A 23,190-nucleotide genomic window follows, 5' to 3' on the forward strand; every position below is an offset into this window, starting at 1 on the left:
TATTTTAAAACTAAAAAAAGACTGAATTTTATTTCAGTCTTTTTTTAAATTAGATTAAAATTATCGTTAACCTTGCTTAGTTTAAGAAAATCATAGCAACAACAACTAAATAAAACTCTTGTACTAGGAACATCATAAAAAAACCAAGCAAGCGAGGATAAATCTTTAATCTGCAATTTTTTTACTTTGAAATTTAATTAATAAGCTATTTTAAAAAAATAAATAAAGGAATGACAAATTTGTTAATTGTCATTCCTGATAATCTAATAACCACCTAAACCAGCACTTATTACCCGTGTATAGGAATCAGTAATTTCCTTAATAAATTTATTTTGAAAACCAGCATCAGCAGTTTGAATATCAGTAACTCACTGACCATTAATAAAATTAGCAACTGGTAAATAAATACTAGCAACAGATTTATACTCATCATTAACAATATCTTGTGTATCTTTAAACAAAGGCGTATTATAACCAAATTCTAATGATAACTCTGTTTGTACTTTATCTTGTAAAACAAATTGTAAAAACTTATATGCTAAATCCTTATTAGAACTATGTTTAGTAATCATCGCCACATCAGCTCAAACATTTGTTCCTTGCGGTGTTAAAACATCTAGATTAGATATTCCTGTTGTCGAATCAATCTTTGGAATTGCTTTTCGTGGTCGCACACTTTTAAAATTACGATCACGAATATTTTGATTTTTATCATAAAACGAAGCAACAGCATCACCATTATACATTACGGCAATATCAAATAAACGACTAGACTCCGGATCATATGGTGCTGAAAGACTATTAACAATTTCATCACTTTGTAAAGTAACATTATTCTTGTAATCAACAATTAATTCTTTTAATAATTTTGTTGCAAATTCAACATCTTCTTTTCTTTCAGGATTAACTGTTTGATTAATTCTTTGAAATGCTAAACCATATAAACTACGAAAATCACTTAATGCAAAAACATTTTTGCCTTCTCGGGCAGCTTGTCATATTAATTCTCATGATACTGTTGTCGGATTTAAATATTCCTCTTTTTTTTCATCATTAGTAGTTAAAATTTCAACACCTTTTTCAATTAATCAATTTTTAGTTTCTGGTTTTTCAAAGTTCAATAATATTGTTAAATCACCTCAAAAATAAGGAACAGCATAATCACTTAATAATCCCTTTTCTGTTTTATAACCAGCAGCAGAAATTACTTTTTTAATACCACAATCAAGATAAGTTCATAAACTATCTACTGGCTTGGTACCATCTAAATCTGAACAACTATTCCCACTAGAAACTTGATCATTACCAATTGGCATTAAGCGACTTCAATCCAATTTTTCAACCTTATTTTCAGCAATAAGTCTTGAAGCCATATAATCAGAAGGAACAATAACATCATAATCAGTAGTAAACATCTTATTATATAAAACTTCATTCTTATCATAAGTTTCTACTTTCATCTTAATGTTATGTGCCGTTTCAAATCTTTCCACAACCGAACTATTAATATATTCTCCTCAAATTCCTAATTTAAAATCATAAAGATTATTTTGCACATAAACAAATGTTAAAGCTCCTAATGAGGTAAAACTTAATGCCACAATAATAATTGCTCGCCAAGGTCAACGAACTAATCAATAATATTTCTCTCTTCTTTTCTCACTAATTCGTTCTTGTCGTTTATCGCGACGAATAATTTGTGCTTTTTTTGATTTAATTCATAACTTTTCTTTATCTACTTTAATTTCTAAATGAAAAATTTTTCGTTTTAATTTTAAAATATTAAGATTTTTTACAAGATTAAGATTATTTAACTGCAAATATAACTGCAATAGTTTTCTTTCACTATTAATAATAATTTTAGCCCGATATTTTTCTGTTAAAATTTTATGATTTCGTGACTTAATCTGCGTACTAATAATGGTATAACAATTTCAACTTAAAACTAAAATCGCCACAATTGAAATTAATATTGTACCAAAAGCATTAACAACCGGCGTTAGTCGTTTTAAAGTATAAATATATGTAGCAACATTAGTTACATTGCCACCTGTGAAATAAGAAATAATAAAATCATCAAACGACATCGCAAAAGAAATAACACTAGCAGCAACAATAGCGGGTCAAATTAAAGGTAAAATAACTTTTCTTAAAGTATATCTCGGACTAGCACCTAAATCCAATGATGCTTCAATAATTGATGGGTGAACTCTTCTTAATCGTGGTAAAACCGTAATAATTACATAAGGAATATTAAAAGAAATATGTCCTAAAATTAAACTAAAAAGACCAAAGTTAAAACCTAAAGCCATAAATAACATCATTAACGATACCGCAGTAACAACATCAGCATTAATTAAAGGAATATTAGAAATATTTAATGTTAACGATTGCGTTACTTTTTTAGCTTTACTAATACCAATGGCAGCTAAAGTTCCAATAATAACTGAAACAATTGTTGCAATAACCGCTACTAACAAACTAGAAATAATTGATTCAAGAAACAACCGATCTTGAAAAAACTTTTCATATCAAGTTAACGAAAAATTACCATTAAAATGTGTTAAACTTCGCTCATCATTAAAAGAATAAAAAATTAAAATACTAATGGGCACATAAATAAATAATAATACTAAAAGTAAATAAGAACTTTTAAAGATTTTTTTAATCATTATTTCGTCCTACCTTACCATAAATTCTTTTTCCTAATAAGCGCAACACAATAACTAATAATAAAATTATAAATCCTAAAAATACTGAAATTGCAGCTGCTAAACCAAAATTAGCACCTTGAAAAAAATATGCTTCAATAATAGAAGATATTAAAGTAATTTTTTCTTGTCCCATATACTTAACAACAATTAAACTTGTTGCCGCTTGTAATAACATAAAAATAATTCCGGTAATAATTCCTGGCATTGAATAACGAAAAGTAATTCTTCAAAATGTTTGATAAGGACTAGCACCTAAATCTTTGCTCGCTTCAATTCAACTACGATCCATTTTATCCAAACTATTAAATATAGGAATAATAACAAAAGGAATAAACATATAAATCATTCCAATAACGATTGCTATTGGTGTTCCTAGTAAATGCACATTAGTTATTCTTTCAATTAAATCAAACATTGTTTTTAAACCAATAGTTTTTACTAACATATTAATTCAAATTGGTAATGTTACTAATATTCAAATATTTTTTGATACTAATTTTGACTTTGAAAAAGCCATTAAATATGCTACGGGATAACCAATAAGAATGGCAAAAAATGTCGCAACAGTTGCATATAATAATGAACGACCTAATGATGCTAAAAATGATTGCTCATAAAAAAAACTTTTAAAATTATTTATTGTAAAATCAAAAATTAAAACATCATTAGTAGGGCTAATTAGCGAATATAGTAAGAGAATAAAAAGTGGTGCAACAATCAATAATATCATTAAAATAACATAAGGAATCATTAATGGCACTCAACTATTATTACTTTTTTTAATAAAACGATTTTCCTTAATATTTTGTAAATTCTTTTTAAAATTTTCTCGTAGTCATTGAAACCGAATTTTGACATTATATGTTGTCCGACTAAAAAAGTTATTTTTATCTTTATCTTTTTTCACCTTATTCAACCTCTTTTCACATTACATGAATGTCTTCTACTGACCACCTAACACCAACTTTTTTACCAACAATAACTGTATCTGTTGAATGCACCAAAAAATTTCGTTTTCGCGTTGCAATAACAATTTCTCAATAAACACCTTTAAAAGTTACACTCTTAACGGTACCACGAAAATATCCACTCTTTTCACCAACAATATCAATATCTTCCGGACGAATTACAATATCAATATTAGTTTCATTAGTACCATATCCTTTATCTAAACAACGAAAATCACGACCATCAAAATGAACTAAATTATCGTGAACAAATACTGCATTCTCAATAATATTTGATGCCCCAACAAATTTAGCTGTTCATTTATTTTCTGGTTCATTATAAATATTTTCTGGACTTCCTACTTGTTGAATTTGTCCTTCATTCATCACAACAATCCGATCAGACATTGTAAATGCTTCTTCTTGATCATGCGTTACTAAAATAAAAGTAATATCTAAATCATTTTGTAATCGTTTTAATTCTAACTGCATTTGTTGTCTTAATTTTAAATCTAAAGCTGCTAATGGTTCATCTAATAATAAAACTTTAGGTTTATTAACTAATGCTCTTGCAATTGCTACGCGTTGCTTTTGACCACCAGATAATTCATCAATATCCTTATCTTGAAAACCAACTAAATTAACTAATTCCAATGCTTCTAAAACTGCCTTTTTAATAACATCAATTTTTAATTTTTTAATTTTTAAACCATACGCAACATTTTCATAAACATTTAAATGCGGAAACAACGCATAATTTTGAAAAATTGTATTAATTTTGCGTTTATGAATTGGCACCCGAAGCATATTCTGACTTTCAAAAAGAATTTCACCACTATTAGGGTCATCAAAACCACCAATAATTCTTAAAGTAGTAGTTTTTCCACAACCACTCGGTCCCAATAAAGTAATAAATTCACCAGCTTTAATATTTAAACTAATTCCCTTTAAAACCACTTCACCAGAAAAATCTTTCGTAATATTTCGTAATTCTAAAATATTAGGTTTAATTACTGTATCAATCATTTTTTCATCACTCCTAAATAGTAAATATCTTTTTAAAACCTTGGTGGTGTTGTAATTCAAAGAACTTTACTATCACCATTTAACATATTATTTTTTAAATAATGTTCTTCATTAACTTCTAAATGAAAAGCATCGCCCGCATTGGCAGTAATCTGTTTATTACCAACAATGACAACAACCCGACCAGTCAAAACTAATCCAAACACTTCCCCAATAAAAGGATTAACTTTTGGTGAACTTTTTCCTGCTTTTAATGTTATTAAAATTGGTTCCATATTATGAGCTTGACTCGTAGCAATAAGTCACTTAATATGATAATCCGTTTCTTCTAAAATTGACATCGCATCACTAGAAAATACATAACTTTTATTTTTTTCATCATCTTTAAAAAAATCACTTAAAGAACAATTCAATACCGAAATAATGTCTTGTAATGTTTCAATACTTGGTGATGTTAAATCTCGTTCCAATTGACTAATAAACCCCTTAGTTAATTCACATCGTTGTGCTAATTCATCAATTGTTAAATCTTGTTTTAACCGTAATGCTTTAATTTTCTTACCAATATCCATAAAACACCACCATTCTTTGTTTAGTATTAGTAAACATTAAGTTTAATTATAAAACGATTATATACGATTTTATCGTGATGTCAATTAAATTAACAAAGAAAAACTAAGAATTTTTAGATAATTCTTAGTTTATTTTTATTTATTTTTAAATGCCTGAATTGTAAATATAAATGGGACAGTTTTTTAAAATAATTGTATTAAATCTATTGGTCTTTTATAAGATAATGATTTTCTGGGTGTAGAATTAATTTGAAATGCTATAGAATTTAAGTCTTTTTGTGTAATATACCACAGACTTATGACAAGTACAAGAAGTTTTTTAAAAAAGGGTCGCGTTTAGTTTTCTTAGGTATTTTTAAAAAAAGAAAAAATAATCATTTACTATAAATTATTTCAATATGCAAATTAAGTATATATTTCTTATGTATGATTTTTTTTGTAAAAAATTATTTTAATGTTGTTTTTATAAGCATTTTAGTGAGTTTTTATAACCTTTTATTAAGATTATGTTTGTTAATATATTAAATATTTTGTTTTATTACTTATTTTTTAGATAAAATGATAATTAAATTGTGATTACTTTTTTTTCAAAATTATTTAAACCTTTTCCTACCTAACAAAACTTTACGCGTCCTTAAAAAAGGAGTGGATTTAATTTTTATTTAAAATTTTTATAAATAACGATAAAATTATAAGGAAGCTTTTAAAAATTGTTTATAATTAAATTGCAAGACAAAAAGATTATAGATTGTTTTTTTTGTAGAGAGGTTGTTGATTATTGAATAAATTTTATTATTAATTACTAAAAATTCACGAATAAGGAAATTAATTAATATGAAAAAATTACTATCAATCTTAGGAACAATAACAATAGCAGGAAGCGGAACCGCAGGACTTGTTGGCAATGCTCCAACTCCGATAAAAAATGAAATTAATTATACACAAATAAATAATTTAGAAAATTTAAAAAGAAATAAAAGACAAAATAATCAACCATACAAAATTGAGAAAAAATTAATTTTAAATTGAAATAAAGAAAATTATAAAAATAGTTTTAATGAAATTATAAATGAGTTAATAAGACAAAATATTTTAAATAGTATTTTTGAAACTAATTCAAATAATGATAATTCAATATTTGAAATAAATCATAATGCACCCAATTTTATAATTTCTGCTTTTATTGATGATGAAAATACAATTGATTTACTTTTTAGCGCTAATAATTTATATTTACAGGGTTTTACATATGATAGAACTTTTTTTCATTTTGCAGATTCTACAATAACAAGCATTGATAGACAAACTTCTTCAAATTTATTATTTAACGGTAACTACCCTTCTCTTGGCACAAGCACAAATCCACAAATTACTTGAGAAAATATTTTACAATCTTTTCGTGATTTAACTGTTTTTGGAGAAAGAAGACTGTCTCCAAATGATTCAACAATTAGAATTAAATTATTAAAAGCTGCATTACTTAGAATTGTTTTAGTAACATCTGAAGCTTTAAGATTTAGATCAATTTATGATTTAATTAATAATAATATTATTAATCAAGGTCTATCTATATATTGGAATCCTGAATCAGATAGTGGTCAAACCAATATTGGGCATATTGTAACTAATTGACAAAGTGTAAGTAATAATATTATTGATGCAATTAATAATATTCGAGAAAGATTTGGTGTAAATAGCCAAAGTATAAATGAACAATTCTATAATTTATTATCATTAATGCCAACAAATACAATTGCTCAGGCTCTTGCAAATATTGATGTTAGAGTAATTCTTGGATTAGTTATTAGACCAACCTTAAATTGCAATAGAAGAAGAGCAAGAAATATAGATAATGATATAAAAAATCAATATTGTGATGCGATTAAAGATTATGAAGAAGGTTATAATTTAGAAGATAGAAAAATAACTGTAGTTAAAATATTAGATAAAAATACAAAAGGAGGAACATTACAAGCAGGAGATATTTATATTGGAACTACAAGAGGTGTATATCTTTATTTTAAAAGAGGAAATAAAATTAATATTAAAAAATTTGATGATTTAAATTTTTCAATAACTGATATAGAATTAGATAATCAGGGTAGTGCATTTATTAAAGGCGACGCTGATAACAAAACTTACCATTTAAATTTATATGGTTGAGGCCACAAAATATATCATGATGAATTATCTAAATAAATTTTTGTAATGTTTGAAAAGGCGTTTTACTGTTTAAAGATGAATGATGGCGTTCAAAATTATAAAAGTAATAATATTGATTTAAATAATGTTGAAGTTCATTTTGATTCAGTTTTTTACCCTTGGCATAAAATAATTTAGTATAATGTTGATGGAATCGTTCAATCTTTCCGTTGCTCTGAGGAGAGCGGATTGGTGTCGTCTCGTGAATGATTCCATTTTTTGAAAGAAAGGTTGTAAAAGACTTTTCTTTTACTTTGTATGCTTTTTTATTACTTCAGTTAGTAGTAGTGAATTCTGGTGCATTATCAGTACGAAGGCGTTTGATTGTTATGCCAAGTTCGCCGAAATCTTTCATTGCTCTTTGCACGGCATTAAGGGCATTGTTAGTTCCTAAACTATCATAAACATAGCCAAATACTATGCGTGTCATTTCGTCAATGAAATCATAAATATAATATTTTTTATCAACCGGAAAATTTGATGTGGTAATAATTTTGGCATCCATTTGTAAAAGACCAATCTCGGAGACTTCATAACGCTTAAAATGGCGTTTTGTTTGTTTGATTTGCTGTTTTAATTCTTTTCAACGATGGTCAGATTTGATTCAACGATAAAAAGTTTTGATATTTTTTGGAACTTCTGAATTTTTAACATCGTGAAAACCAATTTTTAAATTGTTAAATAAAGACCACATTCCGCCGGCTTGAAGATTTTTGTAATCAAAATATAAATCACATACTTTTTCACGAGAATTTAAACTATATTGATAATTAAGATTTTGTGGTTTTGTAGTTTTAAACAATAACAAATCTAAATTATCAGAATAATAAGCGGTCATAATTTTTTGTGCCCAACGATAAAAGCTTTTTGTTGCATTCTTAAAATATTTTTTAATAAGTTTTGTTAAGGTGGTTTCTTCCATATAAAAATAAGTGCATAAATTTAAATAGGCGGTAATGCGTTTTTTAGTTTTATAGTAATAAGGATTACGGCAATTAGCACTTAGTCAACTTTGTACTTTTGCTTTTAAATCTGCTAAATCAGTTTGGGAAATAATATATTTCATTTTTAAACTCCTTAAATTAAGAAAATCGCATTACAAAAAATACGATTTTCAAGAATATTTATTAAATTACTAAATTAATGAGACACAACGGCGGAAAAGGATATTATATTTCATCTCTGTGAGTAATTTTGATTAGAAAATGTAATTTTAACATCAACGAGTTTATCAATATTATATCTCTCATAATAAGAACCGCCAGGAACATTGCCCTTAACAACTTTTGTTGCATTAGATTTATAAAAGTCTTGAACCGCTTTTTTAGTTGAAGAATCATCATATCTAAAACCATATTCAAAACCTTCAAAACCGGAATTAGGGACAACAATATCAGAGGGCAATTGATTTTTAACATTGCTAATATCTATAGCGGTTGAATTAAAACTAGGAACTATAGTTAAATAACTATTTGAAATCTCAGAAAATGAGAAATCATATTTTTTAAAATTACTGCTATTTTTATTGCATCCCGAAATAAGCATTACACAGACTAAATTTAAAGCTGATAAAAATTTTCGCATAAAGAAAATCCTCCTTTCAAAGAGATTATATTATACTAAGAATATTAAAAATATTTTAAGAGAACTTTTTAATTAACATTAATAAAATTGCTAAGGGCACTACAAACTCAAATAGCATTTGAAATGCCGGAATAACTTCAAACACCGGAAAGGCAGTTTTGGTAAAATTAATCGTTGTTTTTGCAATATCCGCAAGCGGGCGAATTAAAAGATTAATCCCCGAAAGACCAAGTAATCAATTTAACACACTAACAGAAGCGTGCTGAATGCCACAAGATATTGCACTAAATAAGCCCCAATAAGAACAGTTGGGCGTAGGAATTAAGTCATCCATATTACCACTTATTCCGCCACCAATAAAAGCTGTTGAATTCAAAATGTTAAAATCGTATAAAGAATAATGATATTCAGTGCTTTCATTTTTCTTTTTATATAGTGGAAAAGTCAGTGTAAAAATATTAATTCCATACATTACATCCACTTTAGCATTATAAAAATGCAGTTTATTACTAGTGGAGTTTCATAATTGATTATCATATGCTTTTAACACATTAAAATCTATTTGATAAGAACTTTTACCAGTATTAAAACCATTGGCAATTTGTTTATCCTTAACAAAGAAATAGGAACGAAAAATCATATTCTTACTATTTTCCGTTGTTGAACCAAAGTTAATTAAATACTGTTTGGGATAAAAAGTAATTAAGGAACGATAGAAAAAACCCATTTGTAAAACATTTTTAGGAATTTGTTGCATCCCTTTGTAATCTAATTCTACATAAGTGGAAGCATCCATATCAAAACTGGCATAAAAGAATTGTACAAAAAACTCACCTAAAACTTTATAAAGTTTATTAAATAACGCATTAATAAAATCAATAGTTAAATCTTTTTGGTAATAAAGCATAAAATCTTTAAAATCAGTTTTTAATTTATCATCATAGCGTAAAAAATGGAAAGTATTACCATAATAATTAACTTGTCCAAAAAAGGTATTAATAAAATCTCCTCCAAAACTTGTTCGCGAGCCAGATTTTCAAAGCGATTTACCATTTTCTAAAAACTCATTACTACCCACAATGCTACCATGCTCAGTTTTTATAGTAATAACATCACCAAAACTAGAAAAGGAAAGTTCTCTAAAAATAACTTTTTCAATGAAACCAGGCGGATATGAATTTTTGCGACTTAAACTAAATTTACTATTTTGTTTAAAACCATTTAATTTAATTGAAATTTCACTCATATATTTAAAATTATCGTCAAAGAAATTAAAAATCGGGACTCAATATAAATAACTATAATTAAATTTATCAAAATCTCGCCGTTGTATCATTAAATAGTCTAATTTATCTTGAAACTGATTATACTGATATTCACCATCCTTTTTAGTCATTTCAGTTGGTAATGGTTGTTCGTTATGTTTTTCAGGTAGAGGAGGAGAAATATATACTGTTGCGAAAAAGGATATTATATTTCATCTCTGTGAGTAATTTTGATTAGAAAATGTAATTTTAACATCAACGAGTTTATCAATATTATATCTCTCATAATAAGAACCGCCAGGAACATTGCCCTTAACAACTTTTGTTGCATTAGATTTATAAAAGTCTTGAACCGCTTTTTTAGTTGAAGAATCATCATATCTAAAACCATATTCAAAACCTTCAAAACCGGAATTAGGGACAACAATATCGGAGGGCAATTGATTTTTAACATTGCTAATATCTATAGCGGTTGAATTAAAACTAGGAACTATAGTTAAATAACTATTTGAAATTTCGGAAAACTCTAATTTACAATTATCGACACATTGACTAGGATTGGTGGCTCGTTTTTGCCGTTTCATAAAGAATTGTTCCATATTAGGTTTTGGTGGTTGTTTTGTATCAAAGAAGGCACCTAGAGGGACTAAACCAATAAAAACGATAACTAACCACGACATAAATTTATACATATCTATTTGTCCTTTCTTTTGCGTTTAACTTCTTAAAATAAAGTATATTGTTGATAAAATACAAATCGTTCCTAAAATTTGGAAAATTGGATGTTGAGAAAATAACCTTATCATTGGTTTAAACAAATCTAAAATTTTAATATTATTGGATAAAACTTTATTAAAATATTCTAAACCTTCACGCACATAGGCTCATAAACCTAAAAAGTCGTTTAAAGCAAAAATAGAAAAAACAGCAACAAGAATAAATAAAATTATTAATTTAAACATTTTAAAAACCTACCTTTTTATTCGCCGTCCGTGTTGGTTAACTCACGGTCTGTTTTTAGAACTATTACCACTAAATTTCTTAATTGGACCACTAGATGATTGCTTCTTAGTTCCTCAATTAGCAACTGATTTTCGATATTTTTTACGAAAACCAACTTTTGGTCGTTCGATATGAATACCTAAAATGCCACCAATTACAAGATTTATCACAAGCATAATTAGCGGAAAAATAATAATGCGAATATCTGTCCCGGGAATATTTAAAGTTCAAATTAAATCAAAAACTTTATAAAACATATCGCCAATCAAACTAGCCATTTTTTCTAAGTTTTCCATTTTTTAAACTCCTTTACTTGTTTTTCTTATTCAGATTGTTTTTTAACTTAGTAAGTATCTTACTGAATTTTTCCATTTTTAAATATTCTAATGCTTCAATATCCATTACATTATCATTTCAAAATTTATCTTGATAATTATCATTCAAAGCACGATTACTTAATTCACGCAAGAATGATAAATATTTATTATCATAAAGGTTTAAAATTGACATCGGAATTTTCAATTTAAAGAAATAAATGTCTAATTCCGGAATGCTACGATACTTGATTTTGCGACCTTTTTTATCATTTTTTGCATTAATTAGCGTTAATCGTCATTGTTCGTATTCGCTTACCGATTTAAAAGTGCCATAAATAACTTGTAAATAGGGTCGGAAAATACTAACTGGTTTTTTTCTAATGCCAACAATTATTGAATTCGCAATATCACGAACTTTAACTCATATATGTTCAGCTCGTTGTCCGCTCGCTAATACGATATGGGTAAATTGTCGAGCCGAAGCAAAATATTCTTGTAAACCCTGGGTTACTCTATCATTTTCTTTATAGTCAGTACCTTCAAGAAATAAATTAGTTTCATCTCAAAGTAATAATGATTTTTCATCTAAAATTGGATAATTATAATCCAATAAAGACATATGCCCTAATGAAAGCATTTGTTTATTGGTAATTGGAAAAGTAGAAATCGTTTTTCAACCACTTAATAAGTAAGAAGCTAAAACCATTAAAGCGGTTTTTCCAGTCCCTAAAGCACCAATTACTAAATTTAAGGGTGAATTTAATAAGAAATTAATAAAACTTCGACGAGCAAAGAAATGAGAAATTTTAGTATATAAAACATACAAAGCAATTAATAAATAAATAATATCAAATAACATTCGTCAACTTTGGGGATTATAATAATGCAAAATCGCACCATAAAATCACGCAATAATAAATAAAGTGCGATTTAAAGCAACAAAATCATATAATCTTAAATTTATTTTCTTAAACAATAGCATCACTTAAATCATACTTTCTTTATTTTTATTATTATCTGCCGGGCATTAATTTTTCAAACATTTTGAAAGCGATTAAAAATAAACCAATAATCACCCCAAGCAAGAAAACTCAATATGTAGCAAAGAAATTAACAACATTTGGCATATTACCACCAATAATATCGGTTCAAATATTACCGAACGCTTTAATTAATGCTTTTCATAAGTTAGTAACGGCTTGTTCGCCAGTAACAGCTACTGGCGTAATTACTTCTGTTAACAAAGTTCTAATCATATAATCACCCCCTTTCTAAACAAAATATGATTTAACCTTATAAAATAAAATAACCATAAATAAGACAATGAATACTAATACCATTCAAAACGCAATATTTGCTATTAAAAGTCAAAGTAGTTCTTGGGTTAAATCAATTTCTTTTCCAGAAACTCACGCCGGAATAACTTTAATTTGAATAAATAAATTTCAAAAATACAATTTTGTCATTTCTCAATCTAAATCTTTTCAAGCAACTAAAAACATAATAATTACCGTTTAAAAGGTCAAAAGAGTAGAAAAATAATTGCCGAAAATAGCATTACAATTATTAAAATTGAAAACAAAAATACAACTTGGGGTGGTAAATCGGCAGTTGGATAAATTAATTCAATTAACTCAATAATTATTTTTTTAAACATTTTCTAAACCTACTTTTTAATTTCTTTTTCATCTTGTTCTAATAAATTTCGCTTAAACTTTGCAATAAATATTCGTTGTGCATAAGTAAAATCTTTTGGCAACTGCTTTGCTTCACTACCGTATTTCTTTTTATCTTTTAAAAACCGATAAATATTAACCGCAATATAGTATGCTAGTAATAATGTTAAAATCGTAAAGAACACTAACCCAAATATACTCATCTTTCTTTTCTCCTTAATTTTTTAATTTTTAATTCTTATTTTAAATTGCAATTTTTCTTTCATTTTTTAACTCCTAATGTTTCATTTTTCTTAGTTGATTTCTAAATCTTAAACTTTCTAATGAAGCATAATTTGCACTTTCAAAGTCTATATAATTAATATTTTTAAATTCATAGATTGCTCCGCACATTTTGGTTTTAAAGTTATTAACTGTTGATTTTAAGTATTTTACAAATTCAGAATTTACGGTTCGATTAACAATATTATTCAAAGTATCGGTAAATACTTGTTTTCTAGTAATGGGATTTTGACAGTTATATGAGAATTGATAAGCCTTGATATTTAAGTCATACTGGTTTAATGACTTTTCGTTCAGGACATTTTTAGTTATATATTTAGAGCAATATTTTACAACCATTTCATTAGTGTTTTCACGAACTCTAATATTTTTATTAATTCCGTAAGGTCAAAATTGTAAAATAATTTTATGAGGTATTTTTTCGGTAATTAAAATATGAAAATGAATAACGCCTCGTTTCTGATATTCATAGGTATACAAGTACTTAATATTTTTATTTTTAACTTTAAATCAGTATTTTAATTTTTTAAAAAATTTATTTAAATCACGCTTACATTTTCTAATATCAAATTCATTAACATCAGCATAAGTAAGCGTTAAGAATGTAAGTTTTTTACAGTCTCAAAAATTATGATATGCTTTCCGAATAACATTAGATTTTGCACGAATATTGCTATTAAGCATTTTTGTATCACAATTACCCTTATTTTTAACTCCGTTAGCATTACGAGTATTTGCTTTGATGCGTTCTAAAGGCATAACAATATTGCGAATATATTGACCGTAATAAATGGTTTTCATATAAAAATCAGTCGGATTTTGAGGTTGTAAATTCATATTTTATGCTCCCATTTTAAATTTTCGCCAGTTGTGTTATTTAATCAAGTAATAGTCGGCTTCGCCGACTAACCCGCTAGCGGGCGGGGCATACGCCTTCCGCACCGCTTCGCAGACGGAAGTGATTATCAATTAACTGGACAAGTTTTTTTGATTTTTTGATAATTCAATTTTTTGCAAGTTAACTATTTTGGGTGTTTTTTCAAAAGTTAATTCGCAACTAAAAAATGATTTAACATTTTCTTTTAACAGTTTATAAATTTCTTGTTGTTCTAGATTGTTATCATCAATTCATAAAGCCTTTTGTTCGCCGGTAGGCTCAAATAAGTCATTTTCATAACGCAAAAATTCGGCAGAATAACCTGACATCATAGAGCCATCTTTATTTTTAAATATTTTTCTTTTTATACTAACTAATTTAACTTTAAACATTATTTTTTAAATTCCTTTTATTTTTATTTTTTAAAATTTTTTAATATGATTAATAAATTTTTTCTCACAAGCAACATGCAAATATCGTTTATCACTAAATAGATGTAAACACCAGCGACATATTTTATAATCTATCGTTCCTTTCAAAATTTAAAAACCCTTTTCATCGCAAGAATTACAGATTCCAACTGTATTTTTATTACTAACAACATAACTTTCGTTGTCGCATTCAATACAAAATATTACTGCCAAAAGAAAACACCCCCTAAAAGTTTGTAGAAAACAAAATCTTGTCATATGTATATGGTTTCTACAATTTAAGTCTTTTTGTTTATATGAAGATAAATCAGTAGATTTTGGTAAATATCTTCTTAAAATACCATTATTGTTCTCATTTAAACCTCTTTGACAAGGTTTTCCGGCATCTGCAAAATAAATTTTAACATTACAATTTTTTTCAATTAATTTTCATTTACTAAATTCTTTACCACGATCAAAAGTAATAGTTTTAATTGTTCCTGGTATTAATTTTGAAATAAATTTTATTATACTTTGTGTAATACTTTCTGCTTTATGATTTTTAGTTTTCAAAGGAATTGTGGTTTTTGATCATATATCAGCTAAAGTAATAATAGAACTTTTATGATCTTTACCAACGATAGTATCTCCCTCTAAATGGCCAAATTCTTGTATATTTTTAATATTTGGAATGATTAAATTTCTTTCATGAATAGATTTACAATTATTAATTCTGCCCCTAGTTTCTTTTTGTTTATGAGGTTTATTTTTGCCTTTTCTCAATAAATTTTTTTCATCAAAACCCATTCGATTTGTTTTAAACATGTTATATAAAGTTTTTGTTGAAATATTTTTTATTTTATTTTTCTTTAAAAAATCAGCAATTATATCAAGAGCATAATTTTTAGTAATTAACAAATGATTGATAGTATTAATTTCTGTTAAAGTTAAAATTATTAATTTTCTACCTGCATTTTGTTTATTTTTTTGAACTTGATTCAATATTTCTAATGGTAATAAGTTTTGATTTAATAATTTACAAACTCTGTGTACAGTTGATTTACTATAATCAATTGCTTTTGCTATTTTACGAATAGAAAATCCATAACTTTTATATTCTTTTATTGCTATTATTGATTCAATAGTCAGATACTTATACATTGTGCTAATTCCTTTCTTTTCTTAATTATAGAATTAACACAATTTGTTTTTTATATAAGTGTCCTTTTTAATTTTACATTTCAGGATAATATCATTAATCGCTTTAACAATTTCTAAATTTAATGCTTTGACCCTTACTTGATGTTTTAAATATGTTTTTAACTGTTCATCACCATTTATTGTACTAGTAGTTAATTTTTGATGTCAATAAGCAAGCTTATCTAACATATAATTAATATTTTCTTTAGCAAATAAAGAATTATCAAATCAAGTTAGCTTTAATTCTCTTACTTTAATTGTTTCTTCATAAACAATTGACATTACGGGCACAGTAAGTTTCTCTGCTAGTAAAAAATCTAATTGCTTAATTTTTTTATCAAAGCGCTCCTTAAATGCAAGAATTACTGTATTTGGATTTAACACAATTTCTTCATTAATATCAGTTAGTGCCAAACTATTAATACTAGTAACAATACCTGTTGAACATAGGAGAAATGCTAAAAAAATTTTCGCAAAACAACCACTCATTTTACTCACCTCAAAATATAGTTTATTTTTCATTACTCTTAATACTTAAATTAAGTTTAGCAAAATAAAAAAAGTGTACAAATATTTTATTAAAAAAACTAAGAGTTTTTATAACATCTTAGTTAACATCTAATATATATTTATGAATTGCTTTACTAACGCCACCATTATTATAAGTATCAGTAATATCATTAGCAATTGCTAATAATGGTTTTTCACTATCTTTCATTGCAATTCCATAACCAGCTCATTCAATCATTTTATAGTCGTTCATCCCATCACCAATGGCCATAACTTCTTCACGATTAATATTTCACATCTTAGCTAAATGCTTAATACCACTTGCTTTACTAATATTTAATTCATTAACCTCAATCATCCGAGATTTTCCCTTGTCAGAAACCGCAATTTCAGCAATTTGTAACTTTTCTAATTCTAATGCTAAACTATTAATTCTTTTACTCTTACCTAATAATAAAATTTTATACATTCTAACATCAGAATTTTCATTAACTTTAACAATTTTACGACGATTTAACTTTTGAATTAACCAAATTTTAAAAGTTTTCTTTAAAATATAACCAATATTACCATCAACACTATAACCTCAAAAAGCAACTTTATAATTTTTAGCTAAATTAATAACTTGTTTAATAGTACTTGACGCTATTTCTTTATCAACTAATAACTCACCAGTTCTTAAATTAATAACATAGGCGCCATTAAAACATACCATATGTTCACTAGTTTCATATAAACCTAATTCACGAGCAAATTTATAACTAGATTGCGGTGATCGTCCTGTAGCAATAATTACTTTAACACCAAGTTCTTGAGCTTGCTTCACAGCAACAATATTTTCTGGATGTAACTCAAAATGATTTTTCAATAATGTTTTATCTAAATCTAAAGCAACTAACTTAATTTTCATCATAACACCATTTATCTTTTCTAATTTTATATTTTTCACAAATAATCATAACATATATTACAATTTTTATATTTTAACAAAAATGGGTCGCGTTTAGTTTTCTTAGGTATTTTTAAAAAAAGAAAAAATAATCATTTACTATAAATTATTTCAATATGCAAATTAAGTATATATTTCTTATGTATGATTTTTTTTGTAAAAAATTATTTTAATGTTGTTTTTATAACCTTTTATTAAGATTATGTTTGTTAATATTAAATATTTTGTTTTATTACTTATTTTTTAGATAAAATGATAATTAAATTGTGATTACTTTTTTTTCAAAATTATTTAAATCTTTTCCTACCTAACAAAACTTTACGCGTCCTAAAATCGTTTAAATAAACGATACATCATTAATAACATTAACTATTTATCTTGAATAACTTCAATAGCGGGTAACGGTTTACCTTCTAATAATTCCAAACTAGCACCACCACCAGTTGAAATATAACTAAACTTATCTTTAAAACCTAACTGAATGGCTGCTGCTGCTGAATCACCACCACCAACAATACTAAAAACATTATTTAAATGAGCAATTGTTTCACAAATTGCTAGCGTTCCTTTACTAAAATTTTTCATCTCAAAAACGCCAACTGGACCATTTCAAATAATAGTTTTAGCTTCTTTAATATAGTTATTAAATAATGTTATTGTTTTTTCACCAATATCCATTCCCATATAATCATCAGCAATATTAGCATCAGTACTATTAATTCCAGACTGATCAACAAACTCTTTACTCATCAAATGATCAATCGGTAAAATAATTTTACCATTTGCTTTTTGTAAATACTGTTTAGCTAATTGTATTTTATCTTCTTCAATTAAAGACTTGCCAATATTAAATTGTTGCGCTTTTAAAAAAGTATAACTCATTGCTCCACCAATAATTATTTTATCAGCTACCTTTAAAAGATGATCAATAACACCAATCTTATCAGATACTTTTGCCCCTCCTAAAATCACAACAACAGGTCGCTCAGGATTAATAATCGCTTTATTTAACATTGCTAACTCTTTTTCCACTAACAAGCCAATACACGATTCATTAATATTAGTTGCGATACCAACATTAGAAGCATGCTCACGATGGGCTGTGCCAAAAGCATCATTAACAAAAACATCACCTAAACTTGCTCAATATTTACCTAAACTAGCATCATTATTAGATTCCCTTTTATTTTCTAAATCAGCAAAACGCGTATTTTCCATTAATAAAACTTGTTTATTTTCTAAACTATTAATTGCTGTTTGCAATGTTACCCCACTAATTTCATCAACAAAGTTTACTTCAATACCTAATAACTCTGCTAACCGCTTTGCTACTGGTTTTAATGAATATTTTTTTAAATCTTCTGACCGTTTTATTCTTCCCAAATGTGATAATAAAATAACTTTAGCATCGTAGTCTAATAAATATTGAATTGTTGGGATGGCACTAATAATACGATTATCATCACTAATAACACCATCAACTAATGGCACATTAAAATCTACTCGGACTAATACTTTTTTATCTTTAAAATTAATATCTGCCAATGTTTTTTTCATATGAATTTAATTTTCCTTTCCAATAATAAAAACTAAGGTATCCACCTTAGCCATTATTTATTCCATTAAGTTTGCAATATGATTAACTGTTCGGCATAGTTGATTAACATATGACATTTCATTATCATATCAAGCAAAAACTTGGATTAATTGATCGTCTCCTAAAGTCATTACTTTAGTTTGCGTAGCATCAAATAATGAACCATAACTAATACCAATAACATCACTAGAAACAATCGGATCTTCAGTATAACCAAAAGATTCATTAGCAGCATTTTTCATTGCTTCATTAATATCAGCAACTGTTACCTTTTTATTTAAAAGGACAGTTAACTCAGTAATTGAACCAGTAACTACTGGTACTCTTTGAGCTGCACCATCTAATTTTCCTTTTAAATTTGGTAATACTAACCCAATCGCTTTAGCAGCTCCCGTAGTATTTGGAATAATATTAACTGCCGCTGCTCTTGCTCTTCTAAAATCACCTTTACGATGTGGCCCATCCAAAATATTTTGATCATTAGTATAAGCATGAATTGTTGTCATCACCCCAGTTTTAATACCAAATTTTTCATCTAATACTTGTGCCATTGGTGCTAAACAATTAGTTGTACAAGATGCCGCGGAGATAATAGTATCACTAGCAATAATTTCATGATGATTAACATTAAACACAACGGTTTTTAAATCAGCTCCCGCAGGTGCTGAAATGATAACTTTTTTAGCTCCCGCAGCTATATGAGCTGCTGCACTTTCCTTAGTAACAAATAACCCTGTTGATTCAACAACAGCATCAATATTTAACTCTTTTCACGGTAAATTTTTAGGATCCTTTTCAGATACAATTTTAATTTCATGACCATCAATAACTAAACTTGATTCCTTAGTAGTAACTTCCTTATCAAATCGCTTTTGTGCTGAATCATATTTTAATAAATGACCTAACATCTTAACATCACCTAAATCATTAATTGCTACAACCTCAATATTTTCATAATTCATTAATATTCTTAAAGTTAAACGACCAATGCGTCCAAACCCATTAATTGCAATTCTTTTCTTTGTCATTCTGTTTTCCTCCTATATGCACTGCAATAATTATACAAATAACTCCTTTATTTTACAATTAAATTAGTAATTTTCTTCTAAAACACTATCTAGAAATTACCAAAGACATTGCAAATCATTGCCAATTTATTGGGCATATTTCCGAAACACATCGCCCCCTAATAATACTGGTTTTGCCAAGTATCTAATTCTTTCTACTAACCGAATTGATTTCACAATATCAATATTTTTATATTTAGCATTACGACTATAATATTCTTGTAAGTTACCCATATCATAATTAGAAGTAAAAAATGTTGATAAATTATGTTGCATCCGATAATTTAAAATACTAAATAAAATCTCATCACGAGTTCACTCCGATACGGGTTCACCAGCTAAATCATCTAAAAATAACACATCACAAGTTTGGAGCTTATAAATATCACTAGCTAATGAATTAGTTGCTTTTGAAATCGCTTGTTTTAATTGACTCATTAATTGGGGAACAAAAACAAAACATACTTTATAATCATTCCGAACTAAACTATTAGCTAATAAAATAGAAATATAAGTTTTACCAATACCAGGAGCACCATAAATATATAATCCTGTTGTTTGCTCTTTTTTAAGGAAATTAATAAAATATTCTTTTAATTTTATGCGAATAAAATCATTTTCTGGTAAATGAAAATCACTTTCTAATGATAAATTAATCATTGATAAAGGAAAATGACAAATTAAATAATTATTACGAATTTTATCATTAGCTCGTAAATATTGACGATGTAAACAATCTTGCATTTCTAAATAAATCCGTTGATTTTCATAAACTAATTCTAACCGATATCCAGGAATTAATTGTTGACATTCATTTCAATTCAAACCATCCAAACATTCAACAAAATTATTTAAATATTTTTCTAAAATATCACTATTTCGTAATAAATCTTTTTTTAATAATTGATGTTCAGCAATAAATTTTTGCAAAGCAATAATCTTAGTTTTTTGAATCCGATGATAAATATCCATAACAATCACTTCCTTCCATAATTATGTTTGATAAAGGGGGTCTTCTTGTAACCATTTTGGAATAATACCTGTATTTCATTTAATTTCATAATCAAATTTTGATTTTTTTACAATTTTATTAAATTTTACTTTTCCCTTATTAAAACTTTGAACATAAGCAGTTCTTAAATATATCATTGCTTGTTCAACAGTAGTAATCTGCTTTTGTTGTAATGTGCTCGCAATTTTTTCTAAATAACCCATAACCAAAAGTTTATTATTTTTATATCACACATATTCAATTAAGCAATTAGTAACTTCTGGTGACAAAGTATAAGTAACTAATAACTTAGCCAATAACTGTAAATCTTTCGCTTGTAAAGGAAAATTTTGTAATAATGTTAAATATTTATATGGTGATATTGTTTGCATCTCATAAATTTTTTTTTGTAAAGGATTTTTCATATCTTCATTAGCAACTTCTAATGATTGGTTATTAGTTTCTGGCAAATGATTGGTTTGGAAAATAAAATCAGCACTAGAAGCATCTGCTTTTACTATTGATAAAGAAAATATTTCATTAAAGCATTTCGTAATTTTTTTATAACTTGACAGATCTTCTTGATATTGCATAAATAAAAACTTTGTTCGTTCATAATCATTAAGAGAAAGATTATTAATTAGCAATTGATTAAATTGCTGATGATTAAAAAAGTCTTGTGGTGCCATCGGAGCAAATAATTCATAGTAATAAGTAACACCAATATTAGTATTATTACGATAAACATCAAGTAAATTTATTGCTTCTAACCGATTTCTCGCAACTTCAATTTCCAGTAATGATAATTGTAATAAATTTTGCAAGCGTAAATACGAATTATCTAAATTTAAAACTTTCATTGATAATTGTTCATTTAATAAAGCAAAATATAGCGAAACAGCATTAACACCAATAATTGGTTGATATAAATGTTGAACTATCTTTTGCGTTTCACTACAAATATGAGAATTAATAATTATTTGAAATTTTTCTTCTGATTGTAACATTTTTATCTCCACCTTATTGTCTTATTTATTCTATGACAGAATAATAACGATGTAAATAATAAACAATAAAAAAATAATTACCCACTAAGTTATCCACAACTTAGTCCTAAAAATATCTTATAAATAAGATGCTTTAATTTACTTATCCACATAATTCACAACTTATAATTTATTCTGACATTGACAGCAAAAATATGTACCACGACCATTAAGCTTAATTTTTTCAATTATTGAAGAACAAACATAACACGCTAATGCTTCTCTTGTATGCACTTTCAATAATTGCTGATATGTCCCTTTAACACCAACATTAGAAGTATAACTAGCAATTGTTGTTCCTTTTAAGTTAATCGCTTGTGTTAAAATTTGTTTCGCATTATTTAAAATTGCTTTTAAATGCTCGGTTTGTAATTTATTACACCTAGTAACCGGATGAATTTTACTAGCAAATAATACCTCATCAACATAAATATTTCCTAAACCACTAATAATACTTTGATCTAACAGCATTGTTTTAATAGCTCGGTTCTTATTTTTAAATTTCTTTTGTAAATAATCAACAGTAGCCCTTGATTCAAAAGGTTCTGGTCCCACTTTGATTAATGGTGCTAATTGTTCATATTCATCCTTTTTTTGCAAATGAAAAGTACCAAATCTTCTTGTATCATGATATCTTAATTCACAACCATTACTTAATTCTAAAACTAATAAAACATGTTTTCATTCAATATCATCATTAAGATTTTGATAATAATATTTGCCTTCCATTCGTAAATGACTAATTAACACAAAATCTTCTAATTCAAAAATTAAATGTTTTGCTTTTCTTTTTAAATCAAGAATTTTTTGACCAACAATCAATTTTCGAAATGATACTAAGTCGGGTTGTTTAATTACCGAACTTCAATAAATTCTAATTCCTGTAATAACTTGATTGCAAACGAAAGGTTGTAAACTAGCACGAACAGTTTCTACTTCTGGTAATTCTGGCATTA

23 protein-coding genes and 1 pseudogene are annotated in these 23,190 nt (G+C 26.7%); 1 reads left to right on the forward strand and 23 read right to left on the reverse strand.

Annotated elements, in window-relative coordinates; genetic code table 4:
- Positions 1 to 263: 263 nt before the first annotated feature.
- From AACK97_RS00920 to AACK97_RS00935, 4 genes are read right to left on the reverse strand one after another with little or no spacing between them, the layout of a single operon-like run.
- Entirely contained in the window at positions 264 to 2,672 is a 2,409-nt protein-coding gene (locus tag AACK97_RS00920) for an extracellular solute-binding protein (RefSeq protein ID WP_338968020.1), read from the reverse strand.
- Positions 2,665 to 3,621: a spermidine/putrescine ABC transporter permease gene (potB, locus tag AACK97_RS00925; RefSeq protein WP_338968023.1), complete on the reverse strand. Its 957-nt coding sequence runs from the start codon at positions 3,619 to 3,621 to the stop codon at positions 2,665 to 2,667. Before potB ends, AACK97_RS00920 begins: the two co-directional genes overlap by 8 nt.
- A 1-nt stretch (position 3,622) precedes the next feature.
- Positions 3,623 to 4,672, reverse strand: a complete 1,050-nt coding sequence (gene potA, locus AACK97_RS00930; protein ID WP_215827083.1) for a spermidine/putrescine ABC transporter ATP-binding protein — start codon at positions 4,670 to 4,672, stop codon at positions 3,623 to 3,625.
- A 47-nt stretch (positions 4,673 to 4,719) separates the two neighbouring features.
- Positions 4,720 to 5,259 carry a helix-turn-helix domain-containing protein gene (locus AACK97_RS00935; protein ID WP_338968031.1) on the reverse strand — a complete coding sequence of 180 codons (540 nt, stop codon included), beginning with the start codon at positions 5,257 to 5,259 and terminating at the stop codon, positions 4,720 to 4,722.
- 834 nt (positions 5,260 to 6,093) lie between these two features.
- Between AACK97_RS00935 and AACK97_RS00940 the strand changes: the two genes are divergently transcribed.
- A complete protein-coding gene (locus AACK97_RS00940; RefSeq protein ID WP_338968033.1) occupies positions 6,094 to 7,458 on the forward strand; it encodes a ribosome-inactivating family protein in 1,365 nt (454 codons plus the stop codon).
- Here the strand turns inward: AACK97_RS00940 and AACK97_RS00945 are convergent.
- From AACK97_RS00945 to mutM, 19 genes and pseudogenes are all read right to left on the reverse strand, one after another.
- Complete coding sequence (locus AACK97_RS00945) at positions 7,451 to 8,527, reverse strand: DDE-type integrase/transposase/recombinase (protein ID WP_338968036.1); 1,077 nt, start codon at positions 8,525 to 8,527, stop codon at positions 7,451 to 7,453. The genes AACK97_RS00940 and AACK97_RS00945 overlap by 8 nt on opposite strands.
- Positions 8,528 to 8,601: 74 nt before the next feature.
- Complete coding sequence (locus AACK97_RS00950; RefSeq protein WP_338968037.1) at positions 8,602 to 9,045, reverse strand: hypothetical protein; 444 nt, start codon at positions 9,043 to 9,045, stop codon at positions 8,602 to 8,604.
- A gap of 55 nt (positions 9,046 to 9,100) precedes the next feature.
- Entirely contained in the window at positions 9,101 to 11,002 is a 1,902-nt protein-coding gene (locus tag AACK97_RS00955; protein WP_338968040.1) for a hypothetical protein, read from the reverse strand.
- A gap of 24 nt (positions 11,003 to 11,026) precedes the next feature.
- Positions 11,027 to 11,272, reverse strand: coding sequence for a hypothetical protein (locus AACK97_RS00960; RefSeq protein ID WP_338968042.1), 246 nt, complete (start codon positions 11,270 to 11,272; stop codon positions 11,027 to 11,029).
- 9 nt (positions 11,273 to 11,281) lie between these two features.
- Entirely contained in the window at positions 11,282 to 11,608 is a 327-nt protein-coding gene (locus AACK97_RS00965) for a hypothetical protein (RefSeq protein ID WP_338968044.1), read from the reverse strand.
- A gap of 13 nt (positions 11,609 to 11,621) precedes the next feature.
- Positions 11,622 to 12,614, reverse strand: a complete 993-nt coding sequence (locus AACK97_RS00970) for a hypothetical protein (protein ID WP_338968046.1) — start codon at positions 12,612 to 12,614, stop codon at positions 11,622 to 11,624.
- A 28-nt stretch (positions 12,615 to 12,642) separates the two neighbouring features.
- Positions 12,643 to 12,885, reverse strand: a complete 243-nt coding sequence (locus AACK97_RS00975) for a hypothetical protein (RefSeq protein ID WP_338968048.1) — start codon at positions 12,883 to 12,885, stop codon at positions 12,643 to 12,645.
- Positions 12,886 to 12,900: 15 nt separating this feature from the next.
- Positions 12,901 to 13,131, reverse strand: a complete 231-nt coding sequence (locus tag AACK97_RS00980) for a hypothetical protein (RefSeq protein ID WP_338968050.1) — start codon at positions 13,129 to 13,131, stop codon at positions 12,901 to 12,903.
- Positions 13,132 to 13,295: 164 nt separating this feature from the next.
- The gene (locus AACK97_RS00985) at positions 13,296 to 13,508 is read right to left on the reverse strand and encodes a hypothetical protein (RefSeq protein WP_338966947.1); all 213 of its coding nucleotides are present in this window, start codon (positions 13,506 to 13,508) and stop codon (positions 13,296 to 13,298) included.
- A gap of 73 nt (positions 13,509 to 13,581) precedes the next feature.
- Positions 13,582 to 14,424, reverse strand: coding sequence for a rolling circle replication-associated protein (locus AACK97_RS00990; protein ID WP_338968053.1), 843 nt, complete (start codon positions 14,422 to 14,424; stop codon positions 13,582 to 13,584).
- Between the two features lie 132 nt (positions 14,425 to 14,556).
- A complete protein-coding gene (locus AACK97_RS00995; protein ID WP_338966992.1) occupies positions 14,557 to 14,856 on the reverse strand; it encodes a hypothetical protein in 300 nt (99 codons plus the stop codon).
- A gap of 315 nt (positions 14,857 to 15,171) precedes the next feature.
- Positions 15,172 to 16,035 (reverse strand): annotated as a pseudogene (locus tag AACK97_RS01000) (IS30 family transposase); the annotation flags it as partial.
- A gap of 33 nt (positions 16,036 to 16,068) precedes the next feature.
- On the reverse strand, positions 16,069 to 16,596 hold the full coding sequence (locus AACK97_RS01005) for a hypothetical protein (RefSeq protein WP_338968056.1): 528 nt from the start codon (positions 16,594 to 16,596) through the stop codon (positions 16,069 to 16,071).
- 85 nt (positions 16,597 to 16,681) lie between these two features.
- Positions 16,682 to 17,533 carry an HAD family hydrolase gene (locus AACK97_RS01010; protein WP_338968058.1) on the reverse strand — a complete coding sequence of 284 codons (852 nt, stop codon included), beginning with the start codon at positions 17,531 to 17,533 and terminating at the stop codon, positions 16,682 to 16,684.
- A gap of 369 nt (positions 17,534 to 17,902) precedes the next feature.
- A complete protein-coding gene (locus tag AACK97_RS01015) occupies positions 17,903 to 19,090 on the reverse strand; it encodes a phosphoglycerate kinase (RefSeq protein ID WP_338968061.1) in 1,188 nt (395 codons plus the stop codon).
- Positions 19,091 to 19,147: 57 nt separating this feature from the next.
- Positions 19,148 to 20,158 (reverse strand): type I glyceraldehyde-3-phosphate dehydrogenase, encoded by a 1,011-nt coding sequence (gap, locus tag AACK97_RS01020; protein WP_338968063.1) that lies wholly within the window; start codon positions 20,156 to 20,158, stop codon positions 19,148 to 19,150.
- 126 nt (positions 20,159 to 20,284) lie between these two features.
- Entirely contained in the window at positions 20,285 to 21,169 is an 885-nt protein-coding gene (locus AACK97_RS01025) for an ATP-binding protein (protein WP_338968066.1), read from the reverse strand.
- 21 nt (positions 21,170 to 21,190) lie between these two features.
- The gene (locus tag AACK97_RS01030; RefSeq protein WP_338968069.1) at positions 21,191 to 22,195 is read right to left on the reverse strand and encodes a DnaD domain protein; all 1,005 of its coding nucleotides are present in this window, start codon (positions 22,193 to 22,195) and stop codon (positions 21,191 to 21,193) included.
- A 162-nt stretch (positions 22,196 to 22,357) separates the two neighbouring features.
- Positions 22,358 to 23,188, reverse strand: coding sequence for a DNA-formamidopyrimidine glycosylase (gene mutM, locus AACK97_RS01035; protein WP_338968070.1), 831 nt, complete (start codon positions 23,186 to 23,188; stop codon positions 22,358 to 22,360).
- Between the last annotated feature and the right edge of the window lie 2 nt (positions 23,189 to 23,190).

The sequence above is a fragment of the Spiroplasma endosymbiont of Lonchoptera lutea genome (assembly GCF_964019715.1).
Classification (GTDB): Bacteria; Bacillota_I; Bacilli_A; order Mycoplasmatales; family Nriv7; genus Nriv7.